The sequence below is a fragment of the Thalassospira australica genome (assembly GCF_044790785.1).
In the GTDB taxonomy this organism is placed as follows: Bacteria; Pseudomonadota; Alphaproteobacteria; order Rhodospirillales; family Thalassospiraceae; genus Thalassospira; species Thalassospira australica_A.
The window spans coordinates 2,643,984-2,658,800 of record NZ_CP085258.1 but is presented as its reverse complement, the minus strand read 5'-3'; the positions used below and the strand labels follow the sequence as shown (position 1 = coordinate 2,658,800).

General features: G+C 56.0%; 11 protein-coding genes. 7 read left to right on the top strand and 4 right to left on the bottom strand.

Annotated elements, in window-relative coordinates; translation table 11 throughout:
- Positions 1–19: 19 nt before the first annotated feature.
- The 3 genes from LG297_RS12540 to LG297_RS12530 all read right to left on the bottom strand — a co-directional run bounded on the left by LG297_RS12540 (position 20) and on the right by LG297_RS12530 (position 4,187).
- Positions 20–1,648, bottom strand: a complete 1,629-nt coding sequence (locus LG297_RS12540) for a BCCT family transporter (RefSeq protein ID WP_404420723.1) — start codon at positions 1,646–1,648, stop codon at positions 20–22.
- Positions 1,649–1,797: 149 nt separating this feature from the next.
- Positions 1,798–2,916, bottom strand: a complete 1,119-nt coding sequence (locus LG297_RS12535; RefSeq protein ID WP_404420721.1) for an FAD-binding oxidoreductase — start codon at positions 2,914–2,916, stop codon at positions 1,798–1,800.
- Positions 2,913–4,187, bottom strand: coding sequence for an SRPBCC family protein (locus tag LG297_RS12530; protein WP_404420719.1), 1,275 nt, complete (start codon positions 4,185–4,187; stop codon positions 2,913–2,915). Before LG297_RS12530 ends, LG297_RS12535 begins: the two co-directional genes overlap by 4 nt.
- Positions 4,188–4,925: 738 nt before the next feature.
- Here LG297_RS12530 and LG297_RS12525 point away from each other — a divergent pair.
- Positions 4,926–5,906: a helix-turn-helix transcriptional regulator gene (locus tag LG297_RS12525; RefSeq protein WP_404420717.1), complete on the top strand. Its 981-nt coding sequence runs from the start codon at positions 4,926–4,928 to the stop codon at positions 5,904–5,906.
- 19 nt (positions 5,907–5,925) lie between these two features.
- Here the strand turns inward: LG297_RS12525 and LG297_RS12520 are convergent, their stop codons facing one another.
- A complete protein-coding gene (locus tag LG297_RS12520) occupies positions 5,926–7,053 on the bottom strand; it encodes a Gfo/Idh/MocA family protein (protein ID WP_404420715.1) in 1,128 nt (375 codons plus the stop codon).
- A gap of 109 nt (positions 7,054–7,162) precedes the next feature.
- On the opposite strand from LG297_RS12520, the gene LG297_RS12515 reads away from it, so the two are divergent.
- From LG297_RS12515 to iolD, 6 genes are all read left to right on the top strand, one after another.
- Positions 7,163–7,987 carry a MurR/RpiR family transcriptional regulator gene (locus LG297_RS12515; protein ID WP_404420713.1) on the top strand — a complete coding sequence of 275 codons (825 nt, stop codon included), beginning with the start codon at positions 7,163–7,165 and terminating at the stop codon, positions 7,985–7,987.
- Between the two features lie 196 nt (positions 7,988–8,183).
- A complete protein-coding gene (locus tag LG297_RS12510; protein ID WP_404420711.1) occupies positions 8,184–9,125 on the top strand; it encodes a sugar ABC transporter substrate-binding protein in 942 nt (313 codons plus the stop codon).
- Between the two features lie 75 nt (positions 9,126–9,200).
- Complete coding sequence (locus LG297_RS12505) at positions 9,201–10,298, top strand: ABC transporter permease (RefSeq protein ID WP_404420709.1); 1,098 nt, start codon at positions 9,201–9,203, stop codon at positions 10,296–10,298.
- Positions 10,298–11,077, top strand: a complete 780-nt coding sequence (locus LG297_RS12500; protein ID WP_404420707.1) for an ATP-binding cassette domain-containing protein — start codon at positions 10,298–10,300, stop codon at positions 11,075–11,077. Before LG297_RS12505 ends, LG297_RS12500 begins: the two co-directional genes overlap by 1 nt.
- Complete coding sequence (gene iolC, locus LG297_RS12495) at positions 11,077–12,990, top strand: 5-dehydro-2-deoxygluconokinase (RefSeq protein WP_404420705.1); 1,914 nt, start codon at positions 11,077–11,079, stop codon at positions 12,988–12,990. Before LG297_RS12500 ends, iolC begins: the two co-directional genes overlap by 1 nt.
- Entirely contained in the window at positions 12,987–14,816 is a 1,830-nt protein-coding gene (iolD, locus tag LG297_RS12490) for a 3D-(3,5/4)-trihydroxycyclohexane-1,2-dione acylhydrolase (decyclizing) (protein ID WP_404420703.1), read from the top strand. The genes iolC and iolD overlap by 4 nt, the downstream gene beginning before the upstream one ends.
- Position 14,817 lies beyond the last annotated feature (1 nt).

Here is a 14,817-nt window from a genome sequence, read left to right as displayed (position 1 = left end):
CAGTGATCAAAGACCGTGATCAGCGCGGTTCGCTGGCAAGTCCGCGCCAGATGGCAACGCACATCACAAGCAGCACTATGGTAAAGGGCAATCCTGTTGAAATCACCATGGATTGCAGTGATTTCAGACCACCCGCCGAGAGCAGCAGGACGATTGCGACCAGACCTTCGAATACACACCAGAAGACGCGTTGCGGCATCGGGGCATCAACCTTGCCACCGGCTGCAATCGTATCAATGACCAGCGACCCGGAATCCGAGGACGTGACAAAGAAAACGATGACAAGCACGATCCCGATAAAGGACGTGATTGACGCCAGCGGCAGGGCATCAAGCATGGTGAAGAGCTGCACCGGAAGGTCGGCTTCCTGAACGGCGGTGTAGCCGTCACGAACGACCTGGCTGATGGCGGAACCGCCAAAGATCGACATCCAGAGCACACAGACCAGTGACGGGATCAGCAACACGCTGATGATGAATTCACGCACGGTACGGCCACGGCTGACGCGGGCGATGAACATGCCGACAAACGGCGACCAGGAAATCCACCATGCCCAATAGAACGAGGTCCAGCCCTGCATGAAGTTGACATCTTCGCGGCCAACCGGGTTTGACAGGGCCGGAAGGTATTGAAGATATGCCCCAAGGAAATCAAAGACATCGGTCGCCAGAAGCAAAGTCGGTCCGGCGACAAGCACGAACAGGAACAGCAGGAAAGCAATCCCCATATTGATTTCCGACAGCATCTTGACACCGGCTTCCAGACCGCGAACGACCGAGAAAAGGGCAATCGCGGTGATGCCGACAATCAGAATAACCTGCCATGTGGTGTCGATGGGCATTCCGAACAGCTTGTTAAAGCCGGAATTTGCCTGAACCGCACCAAGACCAAGCGAGGTGGCAAGACCAAAAAGTGTCGCAAAAACAGCAAGAATATCAATGATATGCCCCGGCCATCCCCAAACCCGTTCCCCGAAAATCGGATAGAACGCGGAACGGATGGTCAGCGGCAGACCCTTGTTATAGCTAAACAGGGCAAGGCTGAGTGCAACGATGGCATAAATCGCCCAAGGGTGAAGTGCCCAGTGGAAAATCGATGCGGCCATACCCAGGCGAACGGCTTCTTCCTGCGTGGCGGCGGCACCCAGCGGGGCCCAGTCGGTGCGAATGCCATCCGCCCCCACGGCGGTGCCGCCCAGCGATGATGAAAAATGGCTTAGCGGTTCCGAAACACCATAGAACATAAGCCCGATGCCCATACCGGCCGCAAACAGCATGGAGAACCAGCTTAGATAGCTGAAATCAGGTGTCGCGTCCTTTCCGCCAAGCCGCACTTTGCCATAGGGGCTAAGCACGACGACAAGGCAAAGGATCACGAAAATATCGGCAGCACCGATAAAGAACCAGTCGAAGCCCTGGGTGACTTCGGAAAACAGCAGGCTGAAAACAGAATTTGCCTGATCTGGCAGTAACAGTGTGTAGGCTACGAACGCGATAACGGTCAGGGCGGATACTGCAAAAACAGGGTTGTGAATGTCAAACCCGATCGGGCCGAGATGGCCTTCGATATTGTCCTGACCAATATTGTAATCTGTGTCGATTTGGCCGTCTGGTGGTGTTTCTTCCACCGGTTTATTTATGTCACTCATGAAGCTTCTCCTGTGATGAACCTGCGAAAAAATTCCGTCAGGAGAGATCCTTTTGTGGACCTTTCTTTTGGTTTTGGATGTGCCACACACGTCAACCAGGAAAGCACGGCCTGGTTGGTGCATATGGCGGGAAGATTTGGGCGTTAGAATTAAAGTTCGACTTCGACATCCGAAAGCGGGGTCGAGCAGCAAATCAGAATCTTGCCTTGGTCAATCTCGCGCTGGCGGATACCGCCACCGTGTTGCATATCGACTTCACCTGAAATCAGCTTTGATTTGCAGGTGCCGCAAATCCCGCGCTGACAAGAGGACATCGGCAAAATGCCCGCCTCGCGCGCTGCTGACAGGACCGTCATGCCCGCTCCGCATTCGACAACATGGCCGGTCTTGGTAAAGCTCACCCGGAAAGTCTGATCGCTTATTTCGGGTGCTGCGACCGGTTCTTCGAACGTTCCTGCCGTTTCAGCGCCGAAGTCGAAGCTTTCCTCGTAGTATTTCTCCATGTCGCAACCGGCATCGCGCAACATGTTGCGTACACCTTCCATGAAGGGGGCGGGGCCACAGCAAAACACCTTGCGTTCTCTGAAGTCGGGCAACATCAGGGAGAGCATCTGAATGTTGAAACGGCCTGTATAACCGCTCCAGCTGTGATGGGCCGCCGCCGTACTGCAGGTGAAGGCAAGTTTCAGCCCCGGGTTCTGGGCGGCAAGAAGCGACAATTCCTTGTGGAAAATGATGTCCGACGGGGTTCGTGCGGCATGGATGAAACACAAATCCGACGGTTCGGACAGATCGCAGGCCGTGCGCGTAATCGACATCATCGGCGTGATGCCGCTGCCTGCCGAAATGAACAGAAGTTTTTCCTCGCCTGTTGCATCGGTGGTGAATTCACCGAACGGGCCGGAAACATTCACTTCCTTGCCCGGCATCATATAGTCATGCAACCAGTTCGAACCGGGACCACCGGGCACACGTTTGACCGTGATTTCGATCCGGTAGGGCCGGGCGGCCGAGCCCGAAATCGTGTAACTGCGCGTGACCATGCCTTCGACCGGAAGTTCAAACGTCATGTATTGCCCCGGATAGAACCGGAACGCGCGCGGTTCGCGTGCCGAAAAGACAAATGTCTTTACGTCGTGTGTTTCCTGTCGAACCTGCCGACAGACAAGCACATCGTCCTGTTCAGGGTCCCACAACGGTATGCGGGTTGCCTCCGTAAACTTCTCGTCTGCCTTTGATATGGCTCCGGACTGGTTGCTTTGGGTCATTTGGCTGCCATTTCAGATTTGGCGGCGTTCAAATGCTCCTGCATCCGCCCGATATACCAGTCACAGAATGCTTCGACATGCGGCTCGGTAAATCTGGAATAGGGACCGGGCGCATATGCCGGTTGTTCGCTGCCAAGCTGGGCAATGCGCACCAGATCGGCATCCTGCTGGTTTGTCATCTTCCAGACCTGTGTAAGGTTATCGAGGTTGTAATCCTCGCCCTCGATGGCGTCTTTGTGCACAAGCCAAACGGTGCGGACCAGCGTGCGGTTTGCCGACAGCGGCAGGACCGAGAAGGTGACGATATGGTCGCTCATGAAATGGTGCCAGGAATTCGGATGGGTCCAGAAACTCAAACCTCCGAGTTTCGGGTCGGTAAATTTTCCAAGCAGCCTTTTTGACGCAACCTTGGTGTCCAGCGTCTGGGATTCCCCTTCCCACATCAGGGGCAGGCGCATGGTTCGAAAACCCGTGATGTTTGACAGATGGTCTTCTTCGGCGGATGGCAACCCGCAAGATTCCCAGCGTTTATGATCATTTTCGACCGCAGTGGTGTATTTTTTGACGTCTTCCGACCGGCGTTCATCGACTTCGTCGGGGGAAAAGCCAAAACCGAATTCGGAAAGCGGCACGGTTAGTTGCGGATGATTGGCCTCGCAATGATAACATTCGCGATTGTTCTCCATCGTCAGCTTCCAGTTGCCTTCCTCGATCAGGTCGGAGGTATAGGCAACCTTGCAGTTGGCAATGTCGTGGGGGGCCAGATAGGGCACCATTACACGCGCCATTTCATCAATATCTGCGGGGGCCTTGTCCGCAAGGCAGATGAAAATCAGCCCGGCGATGGAACGGATATGGACGGTCTTGAGCCCGTGACAGCTTTTATCGAAGTCCGCACCCATATGTTCGGCCAGGATCAGATCGCCGTCTTCGTTATAGGTCCAGCCATGATAGCGGCAGACGATATTGCCGATGGTGGTGGCCCGTTCGTCGATCAGCTTTGCCCCGCGGTGGCGACATACATTGTGAAAGGCGCGAATTTCCATATCGTCGCCACGCAAAAGCAGGATCGACGCGCGGCCAACCTCAACCGTGATGCAGTCACCCGGCTCGGGCAGTTCCGGCTCGACAGCGACGAAAATCCAGTGCTGGTTGAAAATGACCTCGACATCCAGATCAAGGATTTCCGGGGCATTGTAAAACGGCGCTTCAAGGCTGTTGCCTTTCTCGCGGCGCGACACGAGTTCTTGTATGTCAGAAGAAAAACGCATGATCGGTACCTCAACTTATGAGGGGTGTCACGGGAGAAGGACTTTGTCGGTCCTTGCGGAATGAGTGAATGATGGACCTGTCTTGGGTGCAAGGGAACAAAATGCAGCGGTTTTCTGTTGTCTGACACCATCAGGGGCCTGAATCGGGCGCTTGTCACAGAAAGAATCAGACGAAAGAAACGCGTGTGAAAACCGGGCCCGCTGGCGCATTCCGACCCATCCCGTTCTGTCAACAACAGGGGAACGGGCGCTGGCAAGACGAACCGCCACGCATGGGCAGTCTGTCTCGGGCATGGCGCGTGCTGTCAATTGCACCCAAAGTCTCCCTCTTTTCATGCGGCAGGTAACCTGCTCTTCATTCGCTCTTGATGAACAACGAGCGATTAAAAAGATTTCAAAATCTATTTCGAATTGGAAGGCGGGAGGCAGGAACCTTGAGGCAATCACACAGTAAAATTGCGACGCAATAGTGTAACATTGCTCCTGAGGCTTCTGTTGCAAGGCTTTGACACGGCGAAAACGATACCAGCCTCATCGATTGCGCAGGACGCATTCGGTAAGCAACCCAAGCACCGTGGGACGGCCATCCCGGCGTATCAATTGCTTTGTTCTTTCAATTTGTTCGAATAACATGCGAATATAGAGAGCGCCTGTTTAATCAGGGCGCGTAATTGAGGGGAACGGGGTGTTCGATTACCGGATTTCTGTCGCGTCATTTCGGGTTCCGGAATAGGCACGGTGTCATACCTTGAAAATCATCTGGTTTTTGCTTCTCGTGATCAGGGCGAGACACGGGATTTGTTGTCAAACCTCAATGCGATAGACCAGTTCGATATCATCGGTTCCGGTGTATCCATGGATACCGTGATCCATACCGCGTGTTTCAGCGATCTAAACCTTCTTTATGCGTCGTTCGGGGATGTCCGGGTTCAAATTGAAACACCGGAAAGTGAAAACAATTCCCTGTTTTTGCTGGCCGTGACAAACGGTGGCGGCAAGGTTCATCACCGCGGACAGGAATTCGATCTGTCTTTGGACAGGGGCCTGATCCGCGATATGCGATTGCCGTTGGTTGCCTATGAAGAGAACTTTGCCTGTCTCGGCATGGAGTTACCGGTGCGCCTGTTGAGACAACAGGTGCATGCCCTGATTGGCGATGCGGCCCTGATGATCGATCTGAAATTCGGAACCGGTATCGATTTTAAAACCGTCGGCGGCCGCTATGTTCGCGATACCCTGCATTATATCGCGCATGCCCTAGACGGGCCGTTGGTTGACCTCGACAATGCCATTCTTCTTGATAGCCTGCGTGACATGCTGTTGATCAATATCCTGATGCAACTGCCCAATTCGTTTTCCGATCTGCTGAAATACCAGACAGCATCAAGGGCGGTCCCGCATTATGTTAAACGGGCGCGGGACTATATCCACGAATATGCCGACAGGTCGATCACACTGGAAAAACTGGTAAGCCATGCCGGGTGCAGCTATCGCACGCTTCAGATCGCCTTTAACGAGACCTATGGCATGGCGCCGATGGCCTATCTGCGAAACGTCAGATTGGCAAAAACCCATCTTGATCTGATCAATGCCGGGGATGGCATGACCGTGGCCGAGATCGCCATAAAGTGGGGTTTCATTCACCTGGGGCGTTTTTCCCAAACCTATGCAAAGCAATTCGGCGTTTTGCCCTCCGAAACCCTGCGTCGCAGGCACTGAGTATCATTTTGATATTAGCCTAAAGATCGGCAACCGTTACGCGCCGTTCCTCGCGGGCCGACAGGGCAACTGCGTGGATGACTTTTTCGAATTCAAAGGCATCGTCAAAGCCCGGATAGGCGGCGTGATTGTCGCGGATGGCGCGCAGAAGGGCGGCGGCTTCGATGACCTTGAGGTCGTTAAAGCCAAGCTGATGGCCCGGTGCCGGGCAGAAATTGCCGTAAGGCGGATGTTCCGGGCCGGTCAGGATGGTGGTGAAGCCCTGTTTGGCGGTCGGGCCGTCATTGCGGTAAAGCTGCAATTCGTTCAGCCGTTCCTGATCAAAGCACAGCATGCCCTTTGTGCCGTGGACTTCCCACGCCAACCGGTTTTTGCGGCCCCACGCGGAGCGGGAGGTCGAGATGCTGCCCTGTGCGCCATTGGCAAAGCGGACAAGGGCGGTTGCGGTGTCTTCGTTTTCGACCCTGGCCCGGCCCGATCCATCGGCCAGCGGACGGGTATCGTGGACGGTCTGCATATCGGCAATCAGGCTGTTGATCGGGCCGACAAGGCCATAAGTCATCGATACCAGATGGCATCCCATATCGCCAAGCGCACCCAACCCGGCATCGGCAAGGGTGCTGCGCCAGGTCCAGGGCAGTTCGGGATTGGCCTGATAATCTTCGTCCACCCAGCCACGGAAATGCACGATATCGCCAATCGTACCTTCACGGACCAGTTTGCAGGCATGGGTGAAGGCAGGATTTTTGATATAGTTATAGCCGACCATGGTTTTGACCCCGGCCTTACGCGCGGCATCGCGCATCGCGCGGGCCTGATCAAGCGTCAAGGCCAGCGGTTTTTCACAGTAAACATGCTTGCCCGCGGCAATTGCGGCCAGTGCCATGTCGAAATGCAGCATGTTGGGAGTGGTGATCGACACGATATCGACCGAGGGATCGGCGATCAGGGCCTTCCAGTCATCGGTGGCGCGTGCGAAGCCGAACTGATCGGCCATGGTTTGCGCCTTGTCCGCCGGGGTATCGCAGAGCAGTTCAAGCCGGACATCAGGGACATCACCCATCACCGCGCGAACCGCGCCAAATGCAAGGGCATGTGCCTTGCCCATGAAACCGGTGCCGATCAGGCCAATTCCGATAGATGCCATTTCGCTGGACTCCCTGCCGATATCAAAATAGAATTTTTATTCTATAAGATGGATGATCATGGAATGCATCCAGCGTCAAGCAAAAACAAAAACAGGAAACCCGTACGCCATGACGGACCAAACCGCGCCGGTCTCGCTTGAAGAATTCAACCACCGCCTTGCGGAAATATCCGAAGCAATGCCCAAAAGATTGAGGCAATGCGCAGAATTCGTCGCTCAGAATACCGACCGTATTGCCGTTTCAACCGTGGCGGAACTGTCCGCCGGGGCGGGGGTACAACCATCGGCCTTTATGCGGTTTTGCCAGTTGCTGGGCTTTTCAGGTTTTTCGGAAATGCAGAAGATGTTTCGCGAAACCTATGCCCAGAAATGGCCGGATTACGCGACGCGTCTTGAAAATCTGCGGGCCAGCGGGGCCGATAGCCCCAGTGCGCTTTTGGCCGAATTTGTCGAGGCCGGGCGGTTGTCATTGGAAAATCTGGCATCGTCGATTGATCCGGTCCTGCTTGAGGACGCGGTCAATGTTCTGGCCGCGGCCCCGATGATCCATATTGTCGGGTTCAGGCGCGCCTTTCCGGTGGCCAGTTATTTATCCTATGCCTTTGAAAAGATGGATATTCCGGCGGTTTTGCATGACGGGGTGGGGAAACTTAACCCGCGTCACGCCATTCGCAAGGGCGATGTGATGGTTGCCATTACCTTTGCACCCTATTCGCAGGAAACCATCGATCTGGCGGCCTATGCAAGGGGACTCGGCAACCCGGTTGTCGCGATTACCGATACGATGACCAGCCCCTTGCGCCGGATTGACGCCTTGACCCTTGCGGTGTCCGAGGTTGATGTCGGGGCGTTCAGGGCGCTGTCAGCCACGCTTTCGCTGGCGATTTCGCTGGCGGTGGCGATCGGGGCCAAGCGCGATCAGGCTGCGCAATAGAAAAAATTTGTTGCATCAAAATAAAAATGGAATAAAAATTCCATTCATCGCATTCGGGGTTCCTGCACCCCGCAAGCGAGGCCCGGTAAAAAGTGACGCCTTAAGAAATCACAGGCCGGACCGTTCACTGAACATTCAGTCGACGCATCGGGGCGCAAAATGCGGCCCCGTTTCAAAGCCACTAGGGAGGCTAACGATGAAGAAGACTTTGACCGCAATTGCGGCCGCTGCCATTGCCTTTGCCGGATTTGCCGGGACTGCTTCGGCAGAAGACGAGAAATTCGTTCTGATCAGCCATGCGCCGGACTCGGACAGCTGGTGGAACACCATCAAGAATGCCATCAAGGTTGCCGGTGACCAGATGGAAGTCACGGTTGATTACCGCAACCCGCCGACCGGCGACCTGGCCGATATGGCGCGCATTGTCGAGCAGGCAGCGGCCACCAACCCGGATGGCATCATTGTTACCATCGCCGATTTCGACGTTCTTAAAGGCCCGATCATGGATGCGGTTGATCGCGGTATTCCGGTGATTACGATTAATTCGGGTACGGTGGAACAGTCCGCCGAGTTGGGCGCGCTGATGCATGTTGGCCAGCCGGAATATGATGCCGGTTTCGGGGCAGGCAAACGGGCCGCCGCCGAGGGGGCGAAATCCTTTGTCTGTGTAAACCATTATATTACCAATCCGGCATCGGTTGAACGTTGCCGTGGTTTTGCCGATGCGTTGGGGGTTGAGCTTGGCAACCAGATGATCGATAGCGGCATGGACCCGTCGGAAGTCAAGAACAAGGTCGCGGCGTATCTTAATTCGAACGAGGATGTCGATGCGATCCTGACACTTGGCCCGAATTCGGCCCATCCGACATTGGCGGCTGTTCGCGATGCCGGTCTTGCCGGCGAGGTCATATTCGGCACGTTCGACCTTTCGGGTGAAATTGCCGAGGCGATCAAAAACGACGAGATCGACTTCGCCATCGACCAGCAGCCCTACCTTCAGGGGTATCTGCCGGTCGTGATCCTGACCAACTATGCACGATATGGTGTTCTGCCGTCCGGCAACATCAATTCCGGTCCCGGTTTTATCACCAAGGACAATATCGCGCTTGTTGAAAAATACGCTGGCGAATTCCGTTAAGCATTCCTCCCGTCAGGGGGCCGGCAGCGTGCCGCCCCCTGGCAAAACCCACCTGCCAGATAAAAGAGTGATGTCATGACGGACGAGCGGCTCAAGCAAGTCTCAACCCTTCGACGTGCCATGATCCGGCCGGAACTGGGTGCTATTTGCGGCACGATCCTGGTCTTTGTTTTCTTCTTTATGATCGCGGGCGATAGCGGCATGTTCTCGCCCGAAGGGGTCCAGAACTGGGGCGTGGTTTCTGCCCAGTTTGCCATTATCGCCGTTGGCGCCTGTCTTTTGATGATTGCCGGCGAATTTGATCTGTCGGTCGGATCGATGATCGGTTTTGCCGGGGTGGTGATTGCCATCCTGTCGGTGCATATGGGATGGCCGGTGTGGCTGTCGATCATTGCGGCCTTTGTCGTTTGTGTCGCACTTGGCGCGCTAAACGGGTTCCTTGTGATCAGGACCGGATTGCCAAGCTTTATCGTCACACTTGCGTTTCTTTATATCCTGCGCGGTCTGACCATCTGGTTATCGATCCTGACGACGCGCCAGACGATTATCGGTGGCGTCAAGGAGGCCGCAGAGGGCGATCCGCTGGCGTTTCTGTTTGGCGGGGTGATTTTCAAGGGGCTGTTCCAGTGGTTTGCCGATCTTGGCCTGATCGATACCTTTACGCGTGGTTCGCGCGCCGGGCAGCCGGTGGTTGAAGGCCTGCCGATGCTGGTTGTCTGGGCGGTGGTTCTGGTGATTTTCGGGCACTGGCTTTTGACCAAAACCCGGTTTGGCAACTGGATTTTCGCATCCGGCGGGGATGCCCAGGCAGCACGTTATGTCGGGGTTCCGGTCAATCGGGTCAAAATCCTGATGTTCATGTTTACCGCGTTCTGTGCCACGGTTTTCGCCACCTGTCAGGTGATGGAATTCGGTTCGGCCGCCGCCGACCGCGGGCTTTTGAAAGAGTTTGAAGCGATCATCTGTGTGGTGATTGGCGGTGCGCTTTTGACCGGTGGATACGGGTCGATCATCGGGGCAGCACTTGGCGCGCTGATTTTCGGTGTGGTTCAGCAGGGGCTGTTTTTTGCCGGGGCTGAAAGTTCGCTGTTCCGTGTGTTCCTGGGCGGTATCCTGATCCTTGCCGTCATCATGAACACCTATATCCGCCGCATGATCACGGGAGAACGGTGATGAGCACGCCATTGATTGAAATGAACAATATCGAAAAGCATTTTGGTCCGGTGATCGCGTTGGGCGGGGTGTCGTTCGATGTGATGGAAGGCGAATGTCATTGTCTTCTGGGCGATAACGGTGCGGGCAAATCGACCTTTATCAAAACCATGTCGGGTGTGCATAAACCGACCAAGGGCACGATGAAGGTCAGCGGCAAGGAAATCACATTCGACAGCCCGCGTGATGCCATGGAAAACGGCATTGCCACGGTTTATCAGGATCTGGCGATGATCCCGTTGATGTCGGTGACGCGCAATTTCTGGATGGGGCGCGAACCGCGCAAGGGGTTTGGCCCGTTCAAATGGATCGATTTCGATCAGGCCAATTCGGTGACCATGAATGAAATGGCGCGCATGGGAATTAACCTGCGCGAGCCGGAACAGGCAGTCGGCACCCTGTCGGGAGGCGAGCGGCAGACGGTGGCGATTGCGCGCGCGGTTTATTTCGGGGCCAAGGTCCTGATTCTCGATGAACCGACATCCGCCCTTGGGGTGCGCCAAACCTCGAATGTTCTGGCGACCATCGACCGGGTGCGGAAATCGGGGATCGGTGTGATTTTCATTACCCATAACGTGCGCCATGCCATGGCGGTGGGCGACCGTTTCACGGTGCTGAACCGTGGCCAGACGCATGGCACGGCAAAGCGGGGCGAAATCAAACCCGAAGAATTGCAGGATCTGATGGCGGGCGGTCAGGAGCTGGCCGAGCTTGAAGGGTCGCTTGGGGGGACGATCTGATGAAAAAGCTTGATGTCATTACCATCGGAAGATCGTCGGTCGATCTTTATGGCGCGCAGATCGGCGGCCGCCTTGAGGATATGGCATCCTTTAACAAATATATCGGCGGATCGCCGACCAATATGGCGTGCGGCACCGCAAGGCTTGGCCTGAAATCGGCCCTGATTACCCGGGTCGGTGATGAACATATGGGGCGTTTCATCCGCGAACAACTGATTGCCGAGGGTGTTGATGTCCGTGGTGTTATCACCGATCCGGAACGTCTGACCGCTTTGGTCCTTCTCGGCGTGCGCGATCAGGAACAGTTTCCATTGATTTTCTATCGGGAAAACTGTGCCGATATGGCGCTGTGCGAGGATGATATTGACCCGGACCTGATCGCCGATGCGCGTTGTGTGACGGTGACGGGGACGCATTTATCGCATCCGCGCACCCGGGCCGCGGTTTTGAAGGCATTGAAACTGGCGCGGGAAAACGGGGCCAAAACGGCGCTGGATATCGATTACCGGCCCAATCTTTGGGGATTGTCGGGGCATGGGGATGGTGAAAACCGGTTCATTGCATCGGACAAGGTCACCAAGGAATTGCAATCGACCCTGCATCTGTTTGACCTGATTGTCGGGACCGAGGAAGAATTTCACATTGCCGGTGGCACCACCGATACGCTTGAGGCACTTGAAAATGTGCGGGTTACGTCGCATGCGACGTTAGTGTGCAAACGCGGGCCGATGGGGGCGGTTGCCTTTACCGGCAAGATCGGTGCAAGCCTTGATGACGGTATTTCCGGCCCCGGTTTCCCGGTTGAGGTGTTTAATGTTCTGGGGGCGGGCGACGGGTTTATGTCGGGGCTGCTCAAGGGGTGGCTGACCGATCAGGATTGGGAAACGTCACTTAAATATGCCAATGCCTGCGGGGCATTTGCGGTGTCGCGGCATGGCTGTACGCCGGCCTATCCGAGTTGGGAAGAATTGCAGTTCTTCTTTGAGCGGGGGATCAAGAACCCGTCGCTGCGTCATGATGCGGCGCTGGAGCAAATCCATTGGTCAACCAACCGGATGGGTGATTGGCCGGAAATGCGGGTTTTTGCGTTCGATCACCGGATGCAGCTTGAAGATCTGGCCGATGAGGTCGGGGTTTCACATGACCGGATCGGGCCGTTCAAGGAGCTTTGCCTGCGTTCGGTGCGCGATGTGGCGGGTGACAGGCCCGGTTATGGGATTTTGTGTGATCCGCGACTGGGGCGCGATGCGCTTTATGCCGCGGCTGGCACCGGGCTTTGGATCGGGCGGCCGGTTGAATTGCCGGGATCGCGTCCGTTGCGATTGGAAATTGGTCCTGATATCGGCAGCAAGCTTGCGGAATGGCCGGTCGAGCATGTGGTGAAGGTGCTGTGTTTCTATCACCCCGATGATGACGCGGCGATGAAGGCCGATCAGGAAGAAACCATCAAGCGACTGGCCGATGGGGCGCGGGCCAACCGATTGGAATTCCTTTTGGAAATCATCCCGTCGAAGGTTGCGGCCTGTGATGATCAGACGACGGCGAAAATCATCGAGCGGTTCTATGAAATCGGGGTTTATCCCGATTGGTGGAAGCTGGAGCCGATGAAATCGGACGGGGCATGGCGTCATGCCTGTGACATGATTGCGCGCCATGATCCTTATTGCCGGGGCATCGTCGTTCTGGGCCTTGAAGCGCCGGAAGCCGAGTTGGTGGCAAGTTTTGAAGTTGCCGCCAGGCATGACATGGTCAAGGGGTTTGCTGTCGGGCGGACGATCTTTGCCGGAGTTGCGCGCGACTGGCTTGCGGGTAACATTGACGACCAAACAGCCGTTACACAGATGGCGGAAAAATATCGCGCGCTTTGCACCACATGGGATGCGGCGCGCAAAAAATCGGGAGGAGCGGCATGAAAACCGTTCGATTAACCGCCGCCCAAGCCATGGTGCGGTATTTAAGCAAACAGCAGAACGAAGACGGTGTACCGTTTTTCGGCGGGTGCTGGGCGATTTTCGGTCATGGCAATGTCGCCGGAATGGGCGAGGCATTGCACGGCATCGGCGATGATTTCCCGACATGGCGCGGCCATAACGAGCAGGGCATGGCCCATGCCGCCATTGCGTACGCCAAGGCATCGAACCGCAAACGTGCCATGACGGTCACGACATCAATCGGGCCGGGGGCGACCAATATGGTCACGGCCGCCGCATTGGCGCATGTCAACCGTCTGCCGGTTCTGTTTGTGCCCGGTGATGTGTTTGCCAATCGCGCACCCGATCCGGTGTTGCAGCAGGTCGAGGATTTCGGTGATGGCACGATTTCGGCCAATGATTGTTTCAAACCGGTCAGCCGTTATTTTGACCGCATCATGCGCGCCGAGCAGCTTTTGACCGCCCTGCCGCGTGCGATGGCGACCCTGACCGATCCGGCCGATTGCGGCCCGGTGACATTGGCATTCTGTCAGGATGTGCAGGCAGAAGCCTTTGACTGGCCCGAAAGTTTCTTTGAGACCAAAATCTGGAAAACCAAGCGCCCGCGCGCCGATCTGGATCAGCTTGACGCAGCGGTTGCCGCAATCAAGGCGGCCAAACAGCCAATGATCATTGCCGGTGGCGGGGTGCATTACGCGGGGGCGTGCGATGCTCTGGCCGAGTTTGCCCATCGTCACAATATCCCGGTCGGGGAAACGCAGGCGGGTAAATCCGCCATGCCGTGGGATGATGAGCTTAACCTTGGTTCCATTGGGGTTACGGGGGCAAGCAGTGCCAATGCGATTGCCGAAAATGCCGACCTGATCATTGCGGTTGGCACACGGTTGCAGGATTTCACCACCGGAAGCTGGGCCCTGTTCAAGCATCCGGATCGGCGCATCCTGTCGATCAATGTCGCGGCCTATGACGCGGCCAAACATAATGCGATTGCGGTGACGGGTGATGCCAGGGTGACATTGGCCGAGATTGGCAAAATGCTGGGCGATTACCGGGCACCGGTGATCGATGCCAAGCTTAAATCCGACTGGATTGCGGCGGTGGACAAGGTGACGGCAACGCCGACGGGCAATGCCCTGCCGACCGATGCGCAGGTGATTGGTGCGGTTCAGCGCAGTGTCGATGACGATGCGATTGTCGTCTGTGCGGCGGGTGGTCTGCCCGGCGAGCTGCACAAGCTTTGGAAGGCGGCAAAACCCAACGGTTATCACGTTGAATACGGCTTTTCCTGCATGGGATATGAAATTGCCGGTGGGCTTGGGGTCAAGATGGCACAGCCGGATCGCGAGGTCGTGGTGATGGTCGGTGACGGATCATATATGATGATGAATTCCGAACTGGCGACCAGTGTGATGCTGGGCCACAAGATCATCACCGTGATCCTTGATAACCGTGGTTATGGCTGTATCAACCGGTTGCAGATGGCAACGGGTGGGGAAAGTTTCAACAACCTTCTGGATACCGCACGCCATGTGGTGCCGTCCGCGATTGATTTCACCGCCCATGCCGGATCGATGGGGGCGATTGCCGAAAAGGTATCGTCGATCAGCGAACTGGAAGCGGCGATGGAACGCGCACACAAGGCCGACCGATCCTACGCCATTGTCATTGATACCGATCCCCTGCCAAGCACCGATGAAGGTGGCCATTGGTGGGATGTTGCCGTGCCCGAAGTTTCGGTGCGGCCAACGGTGAACGAAGCACGCAAGAAATACGAAACCGCGCTTAAGGCGCAGCGCCCCGGAGATTGAG

Excerpts from the sequence above, each read along its gene's own strand:
- LG297_RS12500 (WP_404420707.1), top strand. The coding sequence starts at position 10,298 with ATGAGCACGCCATTGATTGAAATGAACAATATCGAAAAGCATTTTGGT.
- iolD (WP_404420703.1), top strand. The coding sequence starts at position 12,987 with ATGAAAACCGTTCGATTAACCGCCGCCCAAGCCATGGTGCGGTATTTA.
- LG297_RS12530 (WP_404420719.1), bottom strand. The coding sequence starts at position 4,187 with ATGCGTTTTTCTTCTGACATACAAGAACTCGTGTCGCGCCGCGAGAAA.
- LG297_RS12520 (WP_404420715.1), bottom strand. The coding sequence starts at position 7,053 with ATGGCATCTATCGGAATTGGCCTGATCGGCACCGGTTTCATGGGCAAG.
- LG297_RS12535 (WP_404420721.1), bottom strand. The coding sequence starts at position 2,916 with ATGACCCAAAGCAACCAGTCCGGAGCCATATCAAAGGCAGACGAGAAG.
- LG297_RS12505 (WP_404420709.1), top strand. The coding sequence starts at position 9,201 with ATGACGGACGAGCGGCTCAAGCAAGTCTCAACCCTTCGACGTGCCATG.
- LG297_RS12515 (WP_404420713.1), top strand. The coding sequence starts at position 7,163 with ATGACGGACCAAACCGCGCCGGTCTCGCTTGAAGAATTCAACCACCGC.
- iolC (WP_404420705.1), top strand. The coding sequence starts at position 11,077 with ATGAAAAAGCTTGATGTCATTACCATCGGAAGATCGTCGGTCGATCTT.
- LG297_RS12510 (WP_404420711.1), top strand. The coding sequence starts at position 8,184 with ATGAAGAAGACTTTGACCGCAATTGCGGCCGCTGCCATTGCCTTTGCC.
- LG297_RS12540 (WP_404420723.1), bottom strand. The coding sequence starts at position 1,648 with ATGAGTGACATAAATAAACCGGTGGAAGAAACACCACCAGACGGCCAA.